The 23,673-nt window shown below is 70.9% G+C and carries 1 protein-coding gene (only partly in view); it reads right to left on the reverse strand.

Annotation, left to right across the window (positions count from 1 at the left end):
- Positions 1 to 23,237, reverse strand: partial view of a non-ribosomal peptide synthase/polyketide synthase gene (locus ACIQWA_RS24375; RefSeq protein ID WP_402485666.1) — the 5' portion only. Its footprint begins 13,972 nt before the window's first position; the window shows 23,237 of its 37,209 coding nt (coding positions 1–23,237); the start codon lies at positions 23,235 to 23,237; its stop codon lies off the left edge, out of view.
- Between the last annotated feature and the right edge of the window lie 436 nt (positions 23,238 to 23,673).

Consider the following 23,673-nt stretch of genomic DNA (forward strand, 5'->3'; position numbering starts at 1 on the left):
GCGCCCTTGGGGCGGCCGGTGGAGCCAGAGGTGTAGATCGTGTACGCGGTGTTCGCCGGGGTGAGCGGGGCGATCCGGTCGGCATCGGTCGGGTCGGTGGCGGGCTGCGCCTGCCAGACCTCGGCCAGCTCCTCGACCGCCAGCCCGTCCAGCAGCCCGTCCGCCAGTCCGTCCGGCAGCCCCGGTGCCAGCTGCACCGCCAGTTCCGCGGTGGTGAGCAGGAGCACGGGGGCGGCGTCGGCGAGCATGTAGGCGATGCGGTCGGCCGGGTAGTCCGGGTCGACCGGCAGGTAGCCGGCACCCGCCTTCACCACGCCCAGGATCGCCGCGAACAGCTCGGCGCCACGCGGCAGCGCCAGGCCGACGAGCTGCTCGGCACCGATGCCCCGGCCGATCAGCCAGTGCGCGATCCGGTTCGCCCGCGCGTTCAGCTCCGCATACGTCCAGGACGCGTCGCCGACCTCCAACGCGACGGCATCGGGGGTGGCCCGCACCCGGGCCTGGAACAGCTCCGGCAGCGTGGCGTCGTCGATCTCCGGCCGGGCCGTGGTCGCCCACTCCCGGAGCTGGACCTCCTCCCCCTCGGCGAGGACGTCCAGCGAACCGATCGGCCGGGACGGATCGGCGGCGACCGCCCGCAGCAACCGGACCCAACGCGCGATCAGCACCTCGATCGTCGACCGGTCGTACAACTCCGTCGCGAACTCGATCACACCGTTCATACCGGAGGGCTCACCGTTGTCGCCACGATCCTCGGCCACGACGACGGAGAGGTCGAATCGCGCTGTACCGGTGCCGATACCGCCGGACTCGACGTGGAGTCCGGGCAGCTCGAAGGGCGCCTGCTGGGTGGTCTGGAGCCCCAGGGAGATCTGGAACAGCGGGTGGTGGCTGGAGGAGCGGTGCGGGTTGAGCGCCTCCACCAGGTGCTCGAAGGGGATGTCCTGGTGGGCGTAGGCCTCCAGGCTGGTCCGGCGCACCTGGGCGAGCAGGTCGGTGAAGGCCGGGTTGCCGGCCGTGTCGGTGCGCAGGACCAGGGTGTTGACGAAGAAGCCGATCAGCTGGTCGAGGTTCTCGTCCGTGCGTCCGGCGATCGGCGCGCCGAGCGGGATGTCCGTGCCGGCGCCCAGGCGGGTCATCAGGGCGGCGAAGGACGCCTGCAACACCATGAACATGGTCGTGCCGCTGGAACGGGCCAACTCGGACAACGCCTGGTGGAGATCCGCGTCGATACCGAAGGTCGTGGCGTCGCCCGCGTAGCCGGCCACCGCCGGCCGGGGCCGGTCGGTGGGCACCGTCACCTGCTCCGGCAGACCGGCCAACTGCTGCGCCCAGTACTGCTGCTGGCGCACGAACGGACTGTCCGGGTCACTGTCGTCGCCCAGCAGCTCGCGCTGCCACAGCGTGTAGTCGGCGTACTGCACCGGCAGCTGCGGCCAGTCCGGCTCGGCACCGGTCAGGCGCGCGGAGTAGGCCGTGACCAGGTCACGGGCCAGCGGCGCCATCGACCAACCGTCACCTGCGATGTGGTGCAGCACCAGCAACAGCACCGACTCCGTCGGGCTGACCGCGAACAGCTCGGCGTGCAGCGGAACTTCGCCGGACAGGTCGAACCCGTGGCGCGCGGCCAGCTCCAGGGCCGGCATGACGTCGTCCTGCTCGCACGGGCGGACGTGCAGGTCGACACGGGCCTGCTCCGGGGCGAGAACGCGCTGCCGCGGCTGCCCGTCGACCTCCTCGAAGACCGTACGCAACGCCTCGTGGCGCGCGATGACGTCGTTGATGGCCTCCCCCAGCGCCTGCCGGTCCAGCTCACCGGTCAGCCGCAGGGCCAATGGCATGTTGTAGGTGGCCGAGGGGCCTTCCAGCTGGTGCAGGAACCACAGCCGCTGCTGCGCGAAGGACAGCGGCAGCACCTCGGGACGAGGCATCACGACCAGAGCGGGACGCGCCGCGCCCTCGCCCAACCGCGCGGAGAGCCGGGCGACGGTCGGCGCCTCGAACAGCACCTGGAGCGGCAGCTCGGTGCCGAGGGTACTCCGGACCCGGCTGCTGAGCTGGGTCGCCAGCAGCGAATGGCCGCCGAGTGCGAAGAAGTCGTCATCGATCCCGACCCCGGGCACACCCAGGACCTCGGCGAACAGGGTGCAGAGGATCTCCTCCTGCGGCGTGCGAGCCGCACGACCCCCAGCGGTGGACGCGTAGTCCGGCGCTGGAAGGGCCTTGCGGTCGATCTTCCCGTTCGGCGTCAGCGGAAGGCGGTCCAGCGTGACGATCGCCGACGGCACCATGTAGTCCGGCAACTGCGCCTGCAACACCTGACGCAACGCCGTCACCAGCGAACCACCGGTCCGCGCCCGGGCCGGAGCATTCGTCAGAACCGAACCGGCCACCCCCGACGACCGATAGACACCGGTCACCGCCGGACCGCTGCCCACCGGCAGCAGGACCGCGTCGAACGCGGCCGGCTGCTCGGAGTTCCAGGTGGTGACCGCGTCGAGGCCGTGCTCGGTGGCCCAGCGGTGGAAGGCCTCCGGGTCGATGCCGGTGGCCGAGCCGAGCGCCGAACGGATGGCGGTCAGGTCCTTGCCGGTGTCCAGGGCCTCGACGGCGGCGGCCTCGCCCGTCAGGCGGGCGTTCGGGACACCCGTCACACGCAGACCGCCCTCGACCGGACGCTCCCCGAGCTCCTCCAGCGTCGTCACGTCGGTTCCCCAGCGCACCACCGGCACGCCGGCCAGGTCACCCGACCCGGCCAGGTCGGTCGGCTCCGCCGGGTTCTTGTGGAGGGTGACGTCGTAGCGGTGGCGGGTCAGCTCGTTGTGCGCCGAACCGCGCTTGATCCGGACGTCCACACCCGCACCGTGCTCGGTGGCGAAAGCGGTGAAGTAGTCCGGGTGGACCAGGAGTTCCTTCTCCACGACCACCGCGCGCTCCACCGCGGAACGCAGCTTCGCGGCATCGACGGCCCTCGGCGTCTGCACCGCGGTCTGGAGGGTGCTCAGGAGCCCGGCGTGGCGGATGTCGCCCAGGAAGACCCGGCCGTTCTCGGCGAGAAGGTGGAAGGCCTGGGTGAGGACGGAGGTGAGGTAGTCGCGGTTGGGGAAGTACTGCGCGACGGAGTTGATGACGATCGTGTCGAAGTAGCCGGTCGGCAGACCGGTGAAGTCCTCGGCGCTCTGGCAGGACACGCGCACGTGCTCCCAGCCGCGTTCGGCGACCTGGTCGACGAGGCGCGTCACCACCGCCTGGGACAGGTCCGTGCCCCAGTACGACTCGACGTCCTCCGCGAGCGGTGCCATCAGCAGACCCGAACCGACACCGATCTCCAGCACACGCCTCGGCCCGTAGGAGCGGATCCGCTCCACCGTGGCCGCGCGCCACTCCCGCATCTCCTCCAGCGGGATCGCCTCACCCGTGTACGAGCTGTCCCACCCCGCGAAGTCCTCACCCAACGACGCCGTGGCCTGCTCGTACACCGAGTCGTACAACTCCCGCCAGTCCCCGACCTGCTCAGCCGCATCGACCTCGGCAGCGCTGTCACTCCCCGGGACGACATAGGCGACCAGACGGATGTCACCGGGCTGGTCCTCACGCGGAACCACCACTGCCTGCGCGACCTCGGCATGCCGGGTGAGGGCAGCTTCGACCTCACCGGGCTCGATCCGGAACCCACGGATCTTCACCTGCTCATCCGTACGGCCCAGGTACTCCAGCTCACCGTCCCGACTCCACCGCGCCAGGTCACCCGTGCGATACATCCGCTCGCCCGGCACACCGAAGGGATCCGCCACGAAGCGTTCGGAACTCAGACCGGGCCGGTTGAGGTAGCCACGAGCCAGACCCCGGCCGGCGAGGTACAACTCACCCGCAACACCCTGCGGCACCTGCTCCAGGTTCTCGTCCAGCACGTACACCCGGGTGTTGACCACCGGCCGGCCGATCGGAACATACGCACCCGACAGCGGCTCACTGGCCGTCGCACCAACCGTCGACTCCGTCGGACCGTACGCGTTGATCATCCGACGACCCACCGACCACCGCTCCGCCAGATCCGGCGGGCACGCCTCACCGGCCACCACCACGGTCTCCAGACCCGGCAGGGCAGCCTCGACACCCACCGGCAGACTCGCCAACGCCGACGGCGGCAGCGTCACATGCGTGACCCCCCGCTCGGCCAGCACCCGGCCCAGCTCCTCACCCGCCAAGCGCCGCGCCCCCGCCACCACCAACGCCGCACCGGTCGCCAGCGCCATCACCAGCTCCCACACCGCCGCATCGAACCCCGGCGAAGCGAACTGCAACACCCGACTCTCCGCCGACACCCCGAACCGCTCCACCAGCGTCACCGCCAACGACGCCAACCCCGAATGCGTAACCGCCACACCCTTGGGCCGACCCGTCGAACCCGACGTGTAGATCGTGTAAGCCGTGTTCAACGAGGACAGCGGCGCAACCCGATCCGCATCGGTCGGATCCGTGACCGACTGCCCCTCCCAGACCTCGGCCAGCTCCTCCACCGCCAGCACGTCCGCCAAGCCGGACGACAGCCCGGACGGCAGCCCGGACGCCAGCTCCCCGCTGGTGAGCAGCACAGCGGGAGCCGCGTCCGCGAGCATGTACGCGATCCGCTCCGCCGGATAGTCCGGATCCACCGGCAGGTAGCCGGCACCCGCCTTCACGATGCCCAGCACCACCGCCACCTGCACCGCGCTACGCGGCAGCACCACACCCACGAGGTCCTCGGCACCGACACCCCGCGAGATCAGCCAGTGCGCGACCTGGTTCGCCCGCGCGTTCAACTCCGCATACGTCCACGACACCTCACCCGCGTCCACGGCCTCGGCGGACGGCGCGGCCTGCACCTGCGCCTGGAACAGCTCGGGCAGCGTCGGCTGTTCGGCCCGCTCCGACTTGACCACCCGGTCGAGGCGTTCCCACAAGGTCAGGATGTTCAGGGCGCCGATCCGCTGGGACGGGTCGGCGACCACGCCCCGCAGCACCTGCGTCCACCGTTCGATCAGCGTCTCGATCGTGGCCCGGTCGTACAGGTCCGTCGCGAACTCGATGAACCCGCTGATGCCCCTCGGGGCGCGATCGACGTCGTGCTCCTCCCCCAGGCTGATGAGCACGTCGAGGCGTGAGGTGCTGGTGTGCGTCTCCTCCGGGCGGACCCGGAGGTCCGGCAGCGTGAAGTCCGCCTCCTCCGTGTTCTGCAGCACGAAGGCCACCTGGAAGAGCGGGTGGTGCCCGGCGGAGCGGTACGGGTTGAGCTTCTCCACCAGGTACTGGAACGGGATGTCCTGGTGGGCGTGGGCCGCCAGGCTGGTCCGGCGCACCTGGGCGAGCAGATCGGTGAAGACGGGGTTGCGAGCCGTGTTGGTGCGCAGCACGAGCGAGTTGACGAACAGCCCGATGAGATCGTCGAGGTTCTCGTCGGTGCGCCCGGCGATACCGCTGCCGATCGGGATGTCCGTCCCGGCGCCGAGCCGGGTCATCAGCGCGGCCATGGAGGCCTGGAGCACCATGAACACGGTCGTGTCGGTGGCACGGGCCAGCTCGGCGAGGTCCCGGTGCAGGTCCGCGTCGAAGTTCAGCCGGACGACATCGCCGGCGTAGCTGGCGACGGCGGGGCGGGGCCGGTCACCGGGGATGGTGACCTGCTCCGGCAGACCAGCGAGCTGCTCGGCCCAGTATTCGTACTGACGGGTGAACGCGCTGGTCACGTCGGTCTCCTTGCCGAGAAGGTGGCGTTGCCAAAGGGTGTAGTCGGCGTACTGGACGGGCAGTTGCGGCCAGTCGGGCGCGGCGCCGGTCCGGCGTGCGGTGTAGGCGGCGATCAGGTCCCGGGCCAGCGGCGCCATCGACCAGCCGTCGGCCGCGATGTGGTGGACGATCAGCATCAGCACCGACTCCGCCGGGCTGATGGTGAACAGCCTTGCGTGCAGCGGTACTTGGGCGGACAGGTCGAACTCGTGGCGAGCGGCCAGGTTCAGCGTCGGCGTGACGTCGGCCTCGTCGATCTGCTGAACGTGCAGGGCGACCCGGGCCTGATCGCCGGGGGCGAGGATGTGCTGGCCGGGCTGTCCTTCGGTCTCGCGGAAGACGGTGCGCAGCGCCTCGTGCCGGGTGACCACGTCGTTGAGGGCCTCCTGCAGCGCCTCCCGGTCCAGGTCGCCTGTCAGGCGCAGGGCGAAGGCCATGTTGTAGGTGGCGGAGGGCCCTTCCAGCTTGTGCAGGAACCACAGCCGCTCCTGGGCGTAGGACAGCGGCAGCACCTCCGGCCGGGCCAACGGCACCAGGGCCGGGCGCAGTTCGCCCGCGTGGTCGGCCAGCCGGCGGGCCAGCTGGGCCACGGTCGGGGACTCGAAGATCGCGCGCAGCGGGATCTCCACGCCCAGGGCCGTACGGATCCGGCTGATCAGGCGGGTGGCCAGCAGGGAGTGGCCGCCCAGGTCGAAGAAGCCGTCGTCGACCCCCACGCTCGACAGGCCGAGAATCTCGGCGAACGCCGCACCGAGGATCTGCTCCTGCGGGGTACGGGCACCGCGCCCGGCGCCGGCCGCGCCGTAGACCGGAGCCGGCAGGGCCCTGCGGTCGATCTTCCCGTTCGGGGTCACCGGCATCCGGTCCAGAGCCACGACGGCCGCGGGGACCATGTAGTCCGGCAGCTGCTCCCGCAGCCGGTCGCGCACCTCCTCGGTGGACACCCCGTGCTCCGTCTCCGGGACGACGTAGGCCACCAGGCGGACGTCACCGGGCTGGTCCTCACGCGGGACCACCAGCGCCTGCGCGACCCCCGGGATCCGGGCTACGGCGGTCTGGACCTCTCCGGGCTCGATCCGGAACCCGCGGATCTTCACCTGGTGGTCGGTGCGGCCCAGGTACTCCAGCTCACCGTCCCCGTTCCAGCGCACCAGGTCACCCGTGCGATACATCCGGTCCCCGGCCCCGCCGAACGGGTCCGCCACGAAGCGTTCCGCCGTCAGACCCGGCCGGTCCAGGTACCCGCGAGCCATCACGGTGCCCGCGTTGTAGAGCTCGCCGGGGATGCCCGGCGGCACCAACTGGAGGTACTCGTCCAGCACGTAGAGCCGGGTGTGGACGATCGGTCGCCCGATCGTGACGTGCCGGCCCGACAGCGGTGAACTGATGGAGCTGACGAAGGTCTCCGTCGTCCCGTACAGGTTGATCATCTGGCGGCCCTGCGACCAGTGCTCCACCACCTCGGGCGGGCACGCCTCGCCCGCCACCAGCACCGTGCGCAGGTCGCCCAGTGCGGCGGTGGTGCCCTCGGGCATGCTCGCCAGCGCCGACGGCGGGATGAACGCGTGGGTGACGCGGCAATCGGCCAGGACGCGCGCGAGCTCTTCCCCCGCGAGGCGGCCGGGCTGGGGTACCACGAGAGCGCCGCCCCGGCTGATGGCCATGAGGATCTCGATGATCGAGACGTCGAAGCTGGGGGACGCCAGTTGCAGCACACGACTGTCGGGCCCGGTCGCGCAGCACTCGATCAGGCTGGCGGTGACGCCGGCCAGTCCGGTGTGGGGAACGGCGGTGCCCTTGGGGCGGCCGGTGGAACCCGAGGTGTAGATCACGTACGCCGGGTTGGCCGGTCGCAGCGGGGCGATCCGGTCGGCATCGGTCGGGTCGGTGGCGGGCTGTGCCTGCCAGACCTCGGCCAGCTCCTCGACCGCCAGCCCGTCCGGCAGTCCGTCCGGCAGCCCCGGTGCCAGCTGCACCGCCAGTTCCGCGGTGGTGAGCAGGAGGGCGGGGGCGGCGTCGGCGAGCATGTAGGCGATGCGGTCGGCCGGGTAGTCCGGGTCCACCGGCAGGTAGCCGGCACCCGCCTTGGCGATGCCCAGAATCACGGCGAGCTGCTCGGCACAGCGGGGCAGAGCCACCCCGACCAACTGCTCGGCACCGATGCCCCGGCCGATCAGCCAGTGCGCGACCTGGTTCGCCCGCGCGTTCAGCTCGGCGTACGTCCAGGTCGCCTCGCCGACCTCCAGCGCGAGGGCATCGGGGGTGGCCTGCACCCGGGCCTGGAACAGCTCCGGCAGCGTGGCCGCACCGGTCCCCGCACTCGGGGCAGCCGACCAGTCCCGGAGCCGGGCGGCCTCACCGGGCGTGAGGACGTCCAGGAATCCGATCGGCCGGGACGGATCGGCGGCAATCGACCTGAGCAGCCGGACCCAGCGCGCGGTCAGCGCCTCGACGGTGGTGCGGTCGTACAGATCCGTCGCGAACTCGACCGTGCCCGACATACCGGCCGGGGTGCCGTTGTCGTCCCGGTGCTCGCCCATGTTGATGAACATGTCGAACCTGGACGTGCCCATCGCGACACCGTCTGCCGCGACCTGCAGGTTGGGCAGCTCGAAGTTCGGCTGCTCGGTGTTGAGGACGGCGAGCATGACCTGGAAGAGCGGGTGATGCGTGGTGCTGCGGTGCGGGTTGAGCGCCTCCACCAGGTGCTCGAAGGGGATGTCCTGGTGGGCGTAGGCCTCCAGGCTGGTCCGGCGGACCCGGGCGAGCAGGTCGGTGAACGACGGGTTGCCGGCCGTGTCGGTGCGCAGCACAAGGGTGTTGACGAAGAAGCCGATCAGCTGGTCGAGGTTCTCGTCCGTCCGTCCGGCGATCGGCGCGCCGAGCGGGATGTCCGTGCCGGCACCGAGGCGGGTCATCAGGGCAGCGAACGACGCCTGCAACACCATGAACATCGTCGTGCCGCTGGAACGGGCCAACTCGGACAACGCCTGGTGCAGATCGGCGTCGATACCGAAGGTGGTGACGTCGCCCGCGTAGCCGGCGACGGCGGGCCGGGGCCGGTCGGTCGGGACGGTCACCTGCTCCGGCAGACCGGCCAACTGCTGTGCCCAGTACTGCTGCTGGCGCACGAACGGACTGTCCGGGTCACTGTCGTCGCCCAGCAGCTCGCGCTGCCACAGCGTGTAGTCGGCGTACTGCACCGGCAGCTGCGGCCAGTCCGGCTCGTCGTCCGCGAGACGGGCACTGTAGGCGGATATCAGGTCCCGGGCCAGCGGCGCCAGCGACCAACCGTCACCGGCGATGTGGTGCAGCACCAGCATCAGCACCGACTCCGTCGGACCGACCGTGAACAGCTCGGCGTGCAGCGGCACTTGGCCGGACAGGTCGAACTCGTACCGGGCCGCCCGGCGCAGGTGGTCGGCGAGTCCGCCCTCGTCCGTGGGGACGACCGCCAGGTCGATGCGGGCCTGCTCGGGGGCGAGGATGTGCTGACGGGCCTGTCCGTCGACGTCCAGGAAGACGGTGCGCAGGGCCTCGTGGCGCGCGATGACGTCGTTGAGGGAGTCCAGCAGTGCCTGCTGGTCCAGCTCACCGGTCAGCCGCAGGGCCAACGGCATGTTGTAGGTGGCCGAGGGGCCCTCGAGCTGGTGCAGGAACCACAGCCGCTGCTGGGCGTAGGAGAGCGGAAGCGGGTTGGGCCGGGTGACGGGCAGGAGCGGCGGACGCAGCTCGCCGTCCTGGGTCAGACGCGGCGCGAGCTTCGCCACGGTCGGCGCCTCGAACAGCACCTGGAGCGGCGCCTCGGTGCCGAGGGTGCTGCGGATCCGGCTGCTGAGCTGGGTGGCGAGCAGGGAGTGGCCGCCGAGGTCGAAGAAGTTGTCGTCGATCCCGACCCCGGGCAGGCCGAGGACCTCGGCGAACAGGGTGCAGAGGATCTCCTCCTGGGGCGTGCGCGGTGCGCGGCCGTCGGCCGTGGACGCGTAGTCCGGCGCCGGAAGGGCCTTGCGGTCGGCCTTCCCGTTCGGCGTCAGCGGGATGTGGTCCAGGGTGACGATTGCCGACGGCACCATGTAGTCCGGCAGCTGTGCCTGCAACACCTGGCGCAACGCCGTCACCAGCGAACCACCGGTCCGCGCCCGCGCCGGAGCGTTCGTCAGAACCGAACCGGCCACCCCAGACGACCGATAGACACCGGTCACCGCCAGACCACTGCCCACCGGCAGCAGGACCGCATCGAACGCGCCCGGTCGCTCCGAACTCCACGTGGCGACCGCGTCCAAACCCTGAGCCGCGGCCCACTCGTGGAACACCTCGGGATCCACACCCCCGCCGGCCGCCAGCGCCTCCCGTACGACCGCCAGATCCGCACCCACCGAAAGCGCTTCAACGGCGGCGGCCTCGCCCGTCAGGCGGGCGTTCGGGACGCCCGTGACACGCAGGCCGCCCTCGACCGGCTGCCGGCCGAGCTCCTCCAGGGTCGTAACGTCCGTCCCCCAGCGCACCACCTGCGCGTCGGTGAGATCCGTCAGCGCCCCGGCGGTCTTGTGGAGGGTGACCTCGTAGCGGTGGCGGGTCAGCTCGTTGTGCGCCGAACCGCGCTTGATCCGGACGTCCACACCCGCACCGCGCTCGGCGGCGAAAGCGGTGAAGTAGTCCGGGTGGACCAGGAGTTCCTTCTCCACCACCACCGCGCGCTCCACCGCGGCACGCAACTTCGCGGCATCAGCGGCCTTCGGCGTCTGCACCGCGGTGTGGAAGGTCCGCAGCTGCCCGAGATGGCGGATGTCACCCAGGACGACGCGGCCACCGTCCGCCAGCAGCTCCAAGGCCCGCGACAGCACCGCAGTCAGGTAGTCACGGTTGGGGAAGTACTGCGCGACGGAGTTGATGACGACCGTGTCGAAGTAGCCCGTCGGCAGACCGGTGAAGTCCTCCGCACTCTGGCAGGACACCCGCACATGCTCCCAACCGCGCTCCGCGACCTGGTCGACGAGGCGCGTCACCACCGCCTGGGACAGATCCGTGCCCCAGTACGACTCCACCTCCTCCGCCAGCGGTGCCATCAGCAGACCCGAACCGACACCAATCTCCAACACACGCCTCGGCCCGTAGGAACGAATCCGCTCCACCGTCGCCGCACGCCACTCCCGCATCTCCTCCAGCGGGATCGCCTCACCCGTGTACGAGCTGTCCCACCCCGCGAAGTCCTCACCCAACGGCGCCGTGGGCCGCTCGTACACCGAGTCGTACAACTCCCGCCAACCCTCGACCTGCTCAGCGGCGGCCTGTTCCTGGCCGTCCACGGCGGTGCCGGGCACGACGTACGCCACCAGGCGGACGTCACCGGGCTGGTCCTCACGGGCGACGACGGCAGCGTGGGCGACCTCGGGGTGGGCGGCCAGGGCGGCCTCGACCTCACCGAGTTCGATGCGGAAACCGCGGATCTTCACCTGGTCGTCGGCGCGGCCGGTGTAGACGATGACACCTTCAGCGGTCCAGCGCACGACGTCCCCGGTCCGGTACATCCGCTCGCCCGGCTGACCGAACGGATCCGCGACGAAGCGCTCGGCCGTCAGGCCGGGACGGTTCAGGTAGCCGCGGGCCAGCTGGACCCCGGCGAGGTACAACTCGCCCGGCACGCCCGGTGGGACGGGCTGGAGTGCCGCGTCCAGTACGTACACACGGGTGTTCCAGACGGGGCGTCCGATGGGCACGCTCGCACCCGTGTCGGACTCCCGGCACGCCCAGGCCGTGACGTCCACCGATGCCTCGGTGGGGCCGTAGAGGTTGTGCAGCGGAACGTCGAGCACGTCGTCGAAGCGGTCACGCAGGTCGGCCGACAACGCCTCCCCGCTGCACAGGACGGCACGCAGTCCGGTGCAACCGGCCGCGGCCGGCTCGTGCAGGAACGCCTGGAGCATGGACGGGACGAAGTGGGCGATGGTGATCCGCTCGCGCTGGATCAGCTCGGCCAGGTAGGCGGGGTCCTTGTGCCCGCCCGGGCGGGCGAGGACGAGCGTTCCGCCCTCCAGCAGCGGCCAGAAGAACTCCCAGACCGAGACGTCGAAGCCGAACGGCGTCTTCTGCAGGACCCGGTCGTCCGCACCGATCCGGTACTCGCTCTGCATCCAGGTCAGCCGGTTGACGATGCCGCTGTGCGGAACCGCCACACCCTTGGGCCGGCCGGTCGAACCCGAGGTGTAGATCACGTACGCCGGGTTGGCCGCTCGCAGCGGGTGGATCCGGTCCGCGTCGACGGGGTCGCCGTCGGGCAGGCCCGCCAGCTCCTCGACCAGGCCGGGCGCGTCCAGGACGAGGGCCGGGGCCGCGGTGAGCCCGGCGGTGGCGGATGTCGCGAGCACCAGCGCGGGGGCGCCGTCCTCCAGCAGGTGGGCGATGCGGTCCGCCGGGTACTCCGGGTCGACCGGCAGGTAGGCGGCGCCGGCCTTGGTGACGGCGAGCAGTGCGACCACCATCTCGACGGAGCGCTCCAGCACCAGCGCGACCAGCTGCTCCGGGCCGGCTCCACGGCTGATCAGCAGGTGGGCCAGACGGTTGGCCCGGGCGTTCAGCTCCGCGTACGAGAGCTCGACGCCCTCGAACACCACGGCCGTCGTGTCCGGCGTACGGGTCGCCTGGGCCTGGAACAGCTCGGGCAACGTGGCGGACGGGACCTCGGCGGCGGTGTCGTTCCACTCGCCGAGGATGCGGTGGCGCTCGGCCCGGTCGAGGATCTCGACCTCGTCCAGGGGCAGCCGCGGGTCGACGACCACGGCCCGCAGCAGGCGCACCCAGCGCTCGGCCATGACCTCGACGGTCACCCGGTCGTACAGGTCCGTCGCGAACTCGATGAACCCGTTGATTCCCGCAGGCGCACCGTTCTCGCCGTGCTCCTCCCCGACGGTGATGAACAGGTCGAACCGCGCCGTGCCGGTGGGAGTCGGCTCGGGGCTGACGTGCAGTCCGGGCAGCCGGAAGTCGGCCTGCTCGTTGTTCTGGAGGGCGAGCATGACCTGGAAGAGCGGGTGGTGAGCGGCGGAGCGGTGCGGGTTGAGCTTCTCCACCAGGTACTGGAAGGGGACGTCCTGGTGGGTGTAGCCGGCCAGGGTGGTCCGGCGGACCTGGGCGAGCAGGTCGGTGAAGGCCGGGTTGCCCGCCGTGTCGGTCCGCACCACGAGGGTGTTGACGAAGAAGCCGACCAGGTCGTCGAGGTTCTCGTCGGTGCGCCCGGCGATGGGAGAACCGATCGGGATGTCGGTTCCGGCGCCGAGGCGGGTCATCAGGGCGGCGAGGGAGGCCTGCAGCACCATGAACACGGTCGTGTCGGTGGCACGGGCCAGCTCGGCCAGGTCCCGGTGCAGACCGTCGTCGAGGCCGAACGCGATGGTGTCACCCGCCTTGCCGGCGACGGCGGGCCGGGGCCGGTCGGTGGGGACGGTCACCTGCTCCGGCAGACCGGCCAACTGCTGTGCCCAGTAGCCGTACTGGCGACTGAACGGACTCTGCGGGTCGGTGTCCTCACCGAGCAGGTCACGCTGCCACAGCGTGTAGTCCGCGTACTGCACCGACAGGTGCGACCAGCCGGGCTCGTCGTCCGTGAGACGGGCACTGTAGGCGGAGATCAGGTCACGGGCCAGCGGCGCCATCGACCAGCCGTCGGCCGCGATGTGGTGGACGATCAGCATCAGCACCGACTCCGCCGGGCTGACGGTGAACAGCCGTGCGTGCAGCGGTACTTGGGCGGATAGGTCGAACTCGTGCTGCGCGGCGCGACGGAGCTGGTCGTGCAGCCGGCTCTCGTCCGTGGGGACGGTCCGCAGTGTGATGCGCGCCTGGTCGGGGGCGAGGACGTGCTGGCCGGGCCGTCCGTCGATCTCGCGGAAGACGGTGCGCAGCGCCTCGTGCCGGGTGACCACGTCGTTGAGGGCGTCCTGCAGTGCCTGCTGGTCCAGGGCGCCCGTCAGGCGCAGGGCGTACGCCATGTTGTAGGTGGCGGAGGGGCCTTCCAGCTTGTGCAGGAACCACAGCCGTTCCTGGGCGTAGGACAGCGGCAGCACCTGCGGCCGTACGACCGGTTCGAGTGCGGGGCGCAGTTCGCCCGCGTGGTCGGCCAGCCGGCGGGCCAGCTGGGCCACGGTCGGGGCCTCGAAGATCGCGCGCAGCGGAATCTCGGTGCCGAGCGCCGTGCGGATGCGGCTGATCAGACGGGTGGCCAGCAGCGAGTGGCCGCCCAGGTCGAAGAAGCCGTCGTCGACCCCCACCCCGGGCACGCCCAGGATCTCGGCGAACGCCGTGCAGAGGATCTCCTCCTGCGGCGTGCGCGGGGCGCGCCCGGTGCCGGTCAGGGCGTAGTCGGGTGCGGGCAGGGCGTCGCGGTCCACCTTCCCGTTCGGGGTCACCGGCATCCGCTCCAGAGCCACGACGGCCGCGGGGACCATGTAGTCCGGCAGCTGCTCCCGCAGCCGGTCGCGCACCTCCTCGGTGGACAAGCCGTACTCCGTCTCCGCGACGACGTAGGCCACCAGGCGGGTGTCGCCGGGCTGGTCCTCGCGGGCGATGACGACGGCCTGGGCGACCTCGGGGTGCCGGGTGAGAGCAGCCTGGATCTCGCCGGGCTCGATCCGGAACCCGCGGATCTTCACCTGCTCATCCGTACGGCCCAGGTAGTCCAGTTCACCGTCCGGGTTCCAGCGCACCAGGTCACCCGTGCGATACATCCGGCTCCCGGCCCCGCCGAACGGATCCGCCACGAAGCGTTCGGAACTCAGACCGGGCCGGTTGAGGTAGCCGCGGGCCAGGCCCCGGCCGGCGAGGTAGAGCTCGCCGGGGATGCCCGGCGGGACCTGGCGCAGGTTCTCGTCCAGCACGTACACCCGCGTGTCGACCACCGGCCGACCGATCGGAACATGCGCACCCGACAGCGGCTCACTGACCGTCGCACCGACCGTCGACTCCGTCGGACCGTACGCGTTCACCATCCGACGACCCACCGACCACCGCTCGGCCAGGTCCGGCGGGCAGGCCTCGGCACCGACGACGAGGCTGGACAGGTCGGTCAGCGTGTCGGGGGCACCGGCCGGGAGGGTGGCCAGGATCGACGGCGGGATGAACGCATGGGTGATCCGCCGGTCGGCCAGGACCCGGAAGAGGTCCTCACCCGCGAGACGACCCGGCGGGGGCACGACCAGCGTGCCGCCGTTGCTGAGAGCCATCAGCAGTTCCAGGACGGAGGCGTCGAAACTCGGCGAGGCCAGCTGCACGACCCGGCTGTCCGCCGTGGTCAGGCAGCGCTCGACCAGGGTCGAGGCGAACGACGCCAGACCCGTGTGGGTGACCGTGGCTCCCTTGGGGCGGCCCGTCGAACCCGAGGTGTAGATCACGTACGCCGGGTTGGCCGGTCGCAGCGGGGCGATCCGGTCGGCATCGGTCGGGTCGGTGGCGGGCTGTGCCTGCCAGACCTCGGCCAGTTCCTCGACCGCCAGCCCGTCCGGCAGCCCCGGTGCCAGTTCCGCGGTGGTGAGCAGGAGGGCGGGGGCGGCGTCGGCGAGCATGTAGGCGATGCGGTCGGCCGGGTAGTCCGGGTCGACCGGCAGGTAGCCGGCGCCCGCCTTGGCGATGCCCAGGATCACGGCGAGTTGCTCGGCACACCGGGGCAGAGCCACCCCGACCAGCTGCTCGACACCGATCCCCCGGCCGATCAGCCAGTGCGCGACCTGGTTCGCCCGCGCGTTCAGCTCGGCGTACGTCCAGGACGCCTCGCCGACCTCCAACGCGAGGGCATCGGGGGTCGCCTGCACGCGGGCCTGGAACAGCTCCGGCAGCGTGGCGTCGTCGATCTCCGCACTCGGGGCAGCCGACCAGTCCCGGAGCCGGGCGGCCTCACCGGGCGTGAGGACGTCGAGGAATCCGATCGGCCGGGACGGATCGGCGGCAATCGACCTGAGCAGCCGGACCCAGCGCGCAGTCAGCGCCTCGACGGTGGTGCGGTCGTACAAATCCGTCGCGAACTCGACGAACCCGTTGATTCCCGCAGGTGCACCGTTCTCGCCACGCTCCTCGCCGACGGTGATGGCGAGGTCGAACATCGAGGTTCCGGTGGGCCAGATCTCGCTGTCCACCTGCAGCCGGGGCAGGTCGAAGGACGGCTGCTGGGCGGTCTGGAGCCCCAGGGAGATCTGGAACAGCGGGTGGTGGCTGGAGGAGCGGTGCGGGTTGAGCGCCTCCACCAGGTGCTCGAAGGGGATGTCCTGGTGGGCGTAGGCCTCCAGGCTGGTCCGACGGACCCGGGCGAGCAGGTCGGTGAAGGCCGGGTTGCCCGCCGTGTCGGTGCGCAGGACCAGGGTGTTGACGAAGAAGCCGATCAGCTGGTCGAGGTTCTCGTCCGTACGTCCGGCGATCGGCGCGCCGAGCGGGATGTCCGTGCCGGCACCGAGCCGGGTCATCAGGGCAGCGAACGACGCCTGCAACACCATGAACATCGTCGTGCCGCTGGAACGGGCCAACTCGGACAGCGCCTGGTGCAGATCGGCGTCGATACCGAAGGTGGTGACGTCGCCCGCGTAGCCGGCCACCGCCGGGCGGGGCCGGTCGGTGGGCACCGTCACCTGCTCCGGCAGACCGGCCAACTGCCGTGCCCAGTACTGCTGCTGGCGCACGAACGGGCTGTCCGGGTCACTGTCGTCGCCCAGCAGCTCACGCTGCCACAGGGTGTAGTCGGCATACTGCACCGGCAGCTGCGGCCACTGCGGCGCCGCGCCCTCCAGCCGGGCGGAGTAGGCCGTGACCAGGTCACGGGCCAGCGACGCCATCGACCAACCGTCACCGGCGATGTGGTGCAGCACCAGCAACAGCACCGACTCCGTCGGACTGACCGTGAACAACTCTGCGTGCAGCGGAACTTGGCCGGACAGGTCGAACTCGTGGCGCGCGGCCAGGTCCAGTTGCCCGTGGATCCGGTCCTCGTCCGTGGGGACGACCGCCAGGTCGATGCGGGCCTCGACGGGGTCGAGGATGTGCTGACGGGCCTGTCCGTCGACGTCCAGGAAGACGGTGCGCAGGGCCTCGTGCCGGGAGATCACATCGTTGAGGGCGTCCAGCAGCGCCTGCCGGTCCAGCTCACCGGTCAGCCGCAGGGCCAACGGCATGTTGTAGGTGGCCGAGGGGCCCTCGAGCTGGTGCAGGAACCACAGCCGCTGCTGCGCGAAGGACAGCGGCAGCACCTCGGGACGAGGCATCACGACCAGAGCGGGACGCGCCGCGCCCTCGCCCAGCCGCGCGGAGAGCCGGGCGACGGTCGGCGCCTCGAACAGCACCTGGAGCGGCAGCTCGGTGCCGAGGGTACTCCGCACCCGACTGCTGAGCTGGGTCGCCAACAGCGAATGGCCACCCAGCGCGAAGAAGTCGTCATCGATCCCGACCCCGGGCACACCCAGGACCTCGGCAAACAGGGTGCAGAGGACCTCCTCCTGCGGCGTGCGAGCCGCACGACCCCCAGCGGTGGACGCGTAGTCCGGCGCCGGAAGGGCCTTGCGGTCGATCTTCCCGTTCGGCGTCAACGGAAGACGGTCCAGCGTGACGATCGCCGACGGCACCATGTAGTCCGGCAACTGCGCCTGCAACACCTGACGCAACGCCGCCACCAGCGAACCACCGGTCCGCGCCCGCGCCGGAGCGTTCGTCAGAACCGAACCGGCCACCCCCGACGACCGATAGACACCCGTCACCGCCAGAGCGCTGCCCACCGGCAGCAGAACCGCATCGAAGGCGGCCGGCCGCTCGGAGCTCCAGGTGGTGACCGCGTCGAGGCCGTGCTCGGTGGCCCAGCGGTGGAACACCTCGGGATCCACACCCCCGCCGGCCGCCAGCGCCTCCCGCACTCCGACCAAATCCGCACCCACCGAAAGCGCATCGACGGCAGCGACCTCGCCCGTCAGACGGGCGTTCGGGACACCCGTCACACGCAGACCGCCCTCGACCGGACGCTCCCCGAGCTCCTCCAGCGACGTAACGTCGGCCCCCCAGCGCACCACCGGCACGCCGCTCAGATCCGTCAGCGCCCCCGCGGTCTTGTGGAGGGTGACGTCATAGCGGTGACGAGTCAGCTCGTTGTGCGCCGAACCCCGCTTGATCCGAACATCCACACCCGCACCACGCTCGGCGGCGAAAGCGGTGAAGTAGTCCGGGTGGACCAGGAGTTCCTTCTCCACCACCACCGCACGCTCCACCGAAGCGTGGAGCTGCGCGACATCAGCGGCCCTCGGCACCTGCACGGCCGTCTGGAACACCCGCAACTGCCCGAGATGGCGAACGTCACCGACAACGACCCGACCACCGTCCGCCAGCAACTCCAACGCCCCCGACAGAACCATAGTCAGGTAGTCACGGTTCGGGAAGTACTGCGCGACGGAGTTGATCACGACCGTGTCGAAGTAGCCCGCCGGCAGACCGGTGAAGTCCTCGGCGCTCTGGCAGGACACCCGCACGTGCTCCCAGCCGCGTTCGGCGACCTGCTCGACCAGACGCGTCACCACCGCCTGAGACAGATCCGTGCCCCAGTACGACTCCACCTCCTCCGCCAGCGGTGCCATCAGCAGACCCGAACCGACACCAATCTCCAACACACGCCTCGGCCCGTAGGAGCGGATCCGCTCCACCGTCGCCGCACGCCACTCCCGCATCTCCTCCAACGGGATCGCCTCACCCGTGTACGAGCTGTCCCACCCCGCGAAGTCCTCACCCAACGACGCCGTGGCCTGCCCGTACACCGAGTCGTACAACTCCCGCCAGTCCCCGACCTGCTCAGCCGCATCGACCTCGGCAGCACTGTCACTCCCCGGGACGACATAGGCCACCAGACGAATGTCACCAGGCTGGTCCTCACGCGGAACCACCACTGCCTGCGCGACCTCGGCATGCCGGGTGAGGGCAGCTTCGACCTCACCGGGCTCGATCCGGAACCCACGGATCTTCACCTGCTCATCCGTACGGCCCAGGTACTCCAGCTCACCGTCCCGGCTCCACCGCGCCAGGTCACCCGTGCGATACATCCGGCTCCCGACCCGACCGAACGGGTCCGCCACGAAGCGCTCGGCCGTCAGACCGGGACGGTTCAGGTAGCCGCGGGCCAGGCCCCGGCCGGCGAGGTAGAGCTCGCCGGGGATGCCCGGCGGCACCTGGCGCAGGTTCTCGTCCAGCACGTACACCCGCGTGTTGACCACCGGCCGACCGATCGGCACATACGCACCCGACAGCGGCTCACTGGCCGTCGCACCAACCGTCGACTCCGTCGGACCGTACGCATTGATCATCCGACGACCCACCGACCACCGCTCCGCCAGATCCGGCGGGCACGCCTCACCGGCCACCACCACGGTCTCCAGACCCGGCAAAGTGGCCTCGACCCCCACCGGCAGACTCGCCAACGCCGACGGCGGCAGCGTCACATGCGTGACCTCCCGCTCGGCCAGCACCCGGCCCAGCTCCTCACCCGCCAAGCGCCGCGACCCCGCCACCACCAACGCCGCACCGGTCGCCAGTGCCATCACCAGCTCCCACACCGCCGCATCGAACCCCGGCGAAGCGAACTGCAACACCCGACTCTCCGCCGACACCCCGAACCGCTCCACCAGCGTCACCGCCAACGACGCCAACCCCGAATGCGTAACCGCCACACCCTTGGGCCGACCCGTCGAACCCGACGTGTAGATCGTGTAAGCCGTGTTCGCGGCCGCGAGCGGGGCGATCCGGTCGGCGTCCGTCGGGTCGGTGGCGGGCTGCGCCTGCCAGACCTCGGCCAGCTCCTCGACCGCCAGCCCGTCCGCCAGTCCGTCCGGCAGCCCCGGCGTCAACTCCCCACTGGTGAGCAGCAGGACGGGGGCCGCGTCCGCGAGCATGTACGCGATCCGCTCCGCCGGATAGTCCGGATCCACCGGCAGGTAGCCGGCACCCGCCTTCACGATGCCCAGCACCACCGCCACCTGCACCGCGCTACGCGGCAACACCACACCCACGAGATCCTCGGCACCGACACCCCGCGAGATCAACCAGTGCGCAATCCGGTTCGCCCACGCGTTCAACTCCGCATACGTCCACGACGCACCGTCGGCCTCCAACGCGACGGCGTCCGGGGCGGCCGCCACGCGGGCCTGGAACAGCACCGGCAGAGCCGCGTCCTCGATCTCGACCCGCTCGGGCTGCACCGCCCGGTCGGGGTGTTCCCGCGGGGTGAGGATGCTCAGGGCACCGATCCGCTGGGACGGGTCGGCGACCACCCCCCGCAGCACCTGCGTCCACCGTTCGATCAGCGTCTCGATCGTGGCCCGGTCGTACAGGTCCGTCGCGAACTCGACCGTGCCGGACATGCCCATGGGCATGCCGTCGGAGTCGTGGCTCTCGTACATGCTGATGAACGCGTCGAACCGTGCCGTGCCGGTGGGCCAGGTCTCGGAGTCCGCCCGCAGGCCGGGCAGGTCGAAGTGGGCCTCTTCGTTGTTCTGGAGGACGAGCGCGACCTGGAAGAGCGGGTGGATCGCCGCGGAGCGCAGCGGGTTGAGCTTCTCCACCAGGTACTGGAAGGGGACGTCCTGGTGGGCGTAGGCCTCCAGGCTGGTCCGGCGGACCTGCCCGAGCAGGTCGGTGAAGACGGGGTTGCCCGCCGTGTCCGTCCGCAGGACGAAGGTGTTGACGAAGAAGCCGACCAGGTCGTCGAGGTTCTCGTCGGTGCGTCCGGCCACACCGCTGCCGATCGGGATGTCCGTCCCGGCGCCGAGCCGGGTCATCAGCGCGGCCATGGAGGCCTGGAGCACCATGTACATGGTGCTGCCGGTGGTGCGGGCCAGCTCGGCGAGGTCCCGGTGCAGGTCCGCGTCGAGGCCGAAGGCGACGGTGTCACCGATGTGGCTGGCCACGGCCGGGCGGGGCCGGTCGGTGGGGACGGTGACCTGCTCCGGCAGACCGGCCAACTGCTGCGCCCAGTAGCCGTACTGGCGGCTGAACGGGCTGTCCGGGTCGGTGTCGTCACCGAGCAGGTCACGCTGCCAGAGCGTGTAGTCCGCGTACTGCACCGGCAGTTGAGGCCAGTCCGGCTCGGCACCGGTCAGGCGCGCGGTGTAGGCGGCGATCAGGTCCCGGGCCAGCGGCGCCAGCGACCAACCGTCACCCGCGATGTGGTGGACGATCAGCATCAGCACCGACTCCGCCGGGCTGACGGCCAACAGTTCGGCATGGAAGGGGACTTGACCGGACAGGTCGAACTCGTGACCCGCGGCCCCGTTCATGGCCGAGGTGAGGTCGGCCCGGCCGACCTGCCGGACGCGCAGCTCGGTGCGAGCCCGGTCGGGGGTGAGGATCTGCTGGCCGGGCCGTCCGTCGATCTCGCGGAAGACGGTGCGCAGGGCCTCGTGCCGGGTGACCACGTCGTTGAGGGCGTCCTGCAGTGCCTGCTGGTCCAGCTCGCCGGAGAGCCGCAGGGCGAGTGCGATGTTGTAGGTGGCGGAGGGGCCTTCCAGCTTGTGCTGGAACCACAGCCGTTCCTGGGCGTAGGACAGCGGCAGCGTCTTCGGCCGGGCCAACGGCACCAGGGCCGGGCGCAGTTCGCCCGCGTGGTCGGCCAGCCGGAGGGCGAGCTGCTCCGCGGTCGGCGCCTCGAACACCGTCCGCAGCGGGATCTCCACGCCCAGGGCCGTACGGATCCGGCTGATCAGGCGGGTGGCCAGCAGCGAGTGCCCGCCGAGCTCGAAGAAGCTGTCGTCGACGCCCACCCCGGGCACGCCCAGGATCTCGGCGAACGCCGTGCAGAGGAGCTCTTCCTGCGGCGTGCGCGGGGCGCGCCCGGTGCCCGCCAGGGCGTAGTCGGGTGCGGGCAGGGCCCTGCGGTCGATCTTCCCGTTGGGCGTCATCGGCATCCGGTCCAGTCGGACGACCACGGACGGGACCATGTAGCCGGGCAGGACGTCGCGCAGTTGCTCGCGGACCTGCTCCGAGGAGAAGCCGTCGACCGCCGTCGGCACCGCGTACGCCACGAGGCGGGTGCCGCCGGGCTGGTCCCGGCGAGCGATGACCACGGCCTGGGAGACACCGGGCAGTTGCTGCAGCACGGCCTCGACCTCGCCGGGCTCGATCCGGAACCCGCGGATCTTCACCTGGTCGTCGCTGCGGCCCAGGTAGTCCAGTTCACCGTCCGGGTTCCAGCGCACCAGGTCACCCGTGCGATACATCCGCTCGCCCGGCTCACCGAACGGGTCCGCGACGAAGCGCTCCGCCGTCAGACCCGGACGGTTGAGGTAGCCACGGGCCACGCCCTTGCCGGCGATGTAGAGCTCACCGTCCTCGCCCGGGGCGACCGGCCGGAGACGGGCGTCCAGGACGTACACCCGCGCGTTGAACAGCGGCCGCCCGATCGGGACCCGGCGTCCGGTCAGGTACCCGCTCGCCGTCGCGTACACGGTGCATTCCGTCGGCCCGTACGCGTTGACCATCCGACGGCCCGGGGACCAGCGCTCCACCAGCTCCGGGGGGACGGCCTCACCGATCATGGTCAGGGTGCCGAGCCCGGGCAGGGCCGCCTCGCTCCCGGCGGGCAGCGTCTCCAGCACGGAGGCCGTGACGAAGGCATGGGTGATCCGCCGGTCGGCCATCGTCCGCATGAGCTCGTGGCCGGCCAGGCTGTCGGCGTCGGTCAGGACGAGCGTGGCGCCGGAGGTCAGGGCGAGGAAGATCTCCGAGACGGAGGCGTCGAATCCGAGCGAGGCGAGCTGCAGGATCCGGCTGCCCGGTCCCGCCGCGCAGCGGTCGGCCAGCGCGGCGGTGAGGCTGGCCAGCCCGGTGTGGGTGACGGCGACGCCCTTGGGCCGGCCGGTGGAACCGGAGGTGTAGATCGTATAGGCGAGGTCCTCGACGACGAGCGGTGCGAGCCTGTCGTCATCGGTGGGATCGTCGGTGGCCTGCTCGTCCAGGAGCCCGGGGAGCGCTTCGACGAGGACGGTCTCGCCGCCGGCGCCGGACAGGCTCGCGGCGAGGGCGGCCGTGGTCAGCAGGAGGGTCGGCTTCGCGTCGGCGAGCATGAAGTCGATGCGCTCGGCCGGGTAGCCCGGGTCGACGGGCAGGTAGGCGGCGCCCGCCTTGGTGATGCCCAGGATCGCGGTGATCTGCTCGGCACAGCGGGGAAGGGCCACGGCGACCAGCTGGCCCGGACCGGTGCCGCGCGAGATGAGCCAGTGGGCGATCCGGTTGGCCTGCGCGTTGACCTCGGCATAGGTGAAGGAGCGGTCGCCGTCCTCCAGGGCGAGAGCCTGTGGAGTCGCCTCGACCCGGGCCTCGAACAGGCGCGGCACGGTGGCGTCGTCGATGTCGTCGCGCAGGTTCCGGCCCCAGTCGGTCAGCAGCCGGTCCTGTCCGCGCGGAGGCACGGGAACGACCCCGTCCGCACCGGGGTGGAGGGTCTCGGCAAACCGCTTGTCAGGGGTGGTCATGAAGACTCCACAGGAGAGGCGACGAGCGTCCAGGCGCGGAATTCCGAGAATCATCGACTGATCTCAAGCCTGAACCGGAAATGATTCGGATCGGTAATGCGAGCAGACCGAGCAGACCGGGCAGACCGACTGGACCGACGGCGGCCTTGACGGCCACCCGCCGGTTCTCGACCCCTGCTCGGGAGGATTGACCTACGGATCGTGCGCGCCCCGGTGGTACACATCCCAGGACAGCAACGCTCGGTGATCCTCACCGGCGGCCGGGACCGTGTCAAGGAGCGCCTGTTCAACCGCTGAGCATCCGTTCAACTGCTGAGCACACCCGTTTAACTGCTGAGTATCCGTTCAACTGCTACCGGCCCGACCGACAGCACGGAGCGTCCCTTCTTGACGCCTGCTCCGGACATGTGCGGAGATGTGTTTTCGACGGGGCATC

It is taken from the genome of Kitasatospora sp. NPDC098652 (assembly GCF_044760155.1).
Lineage (GTDB): Bacteria > Actinomycetota > Actinomycetes > Streptomycetales > Streptomycetaceae > Kitasatospora.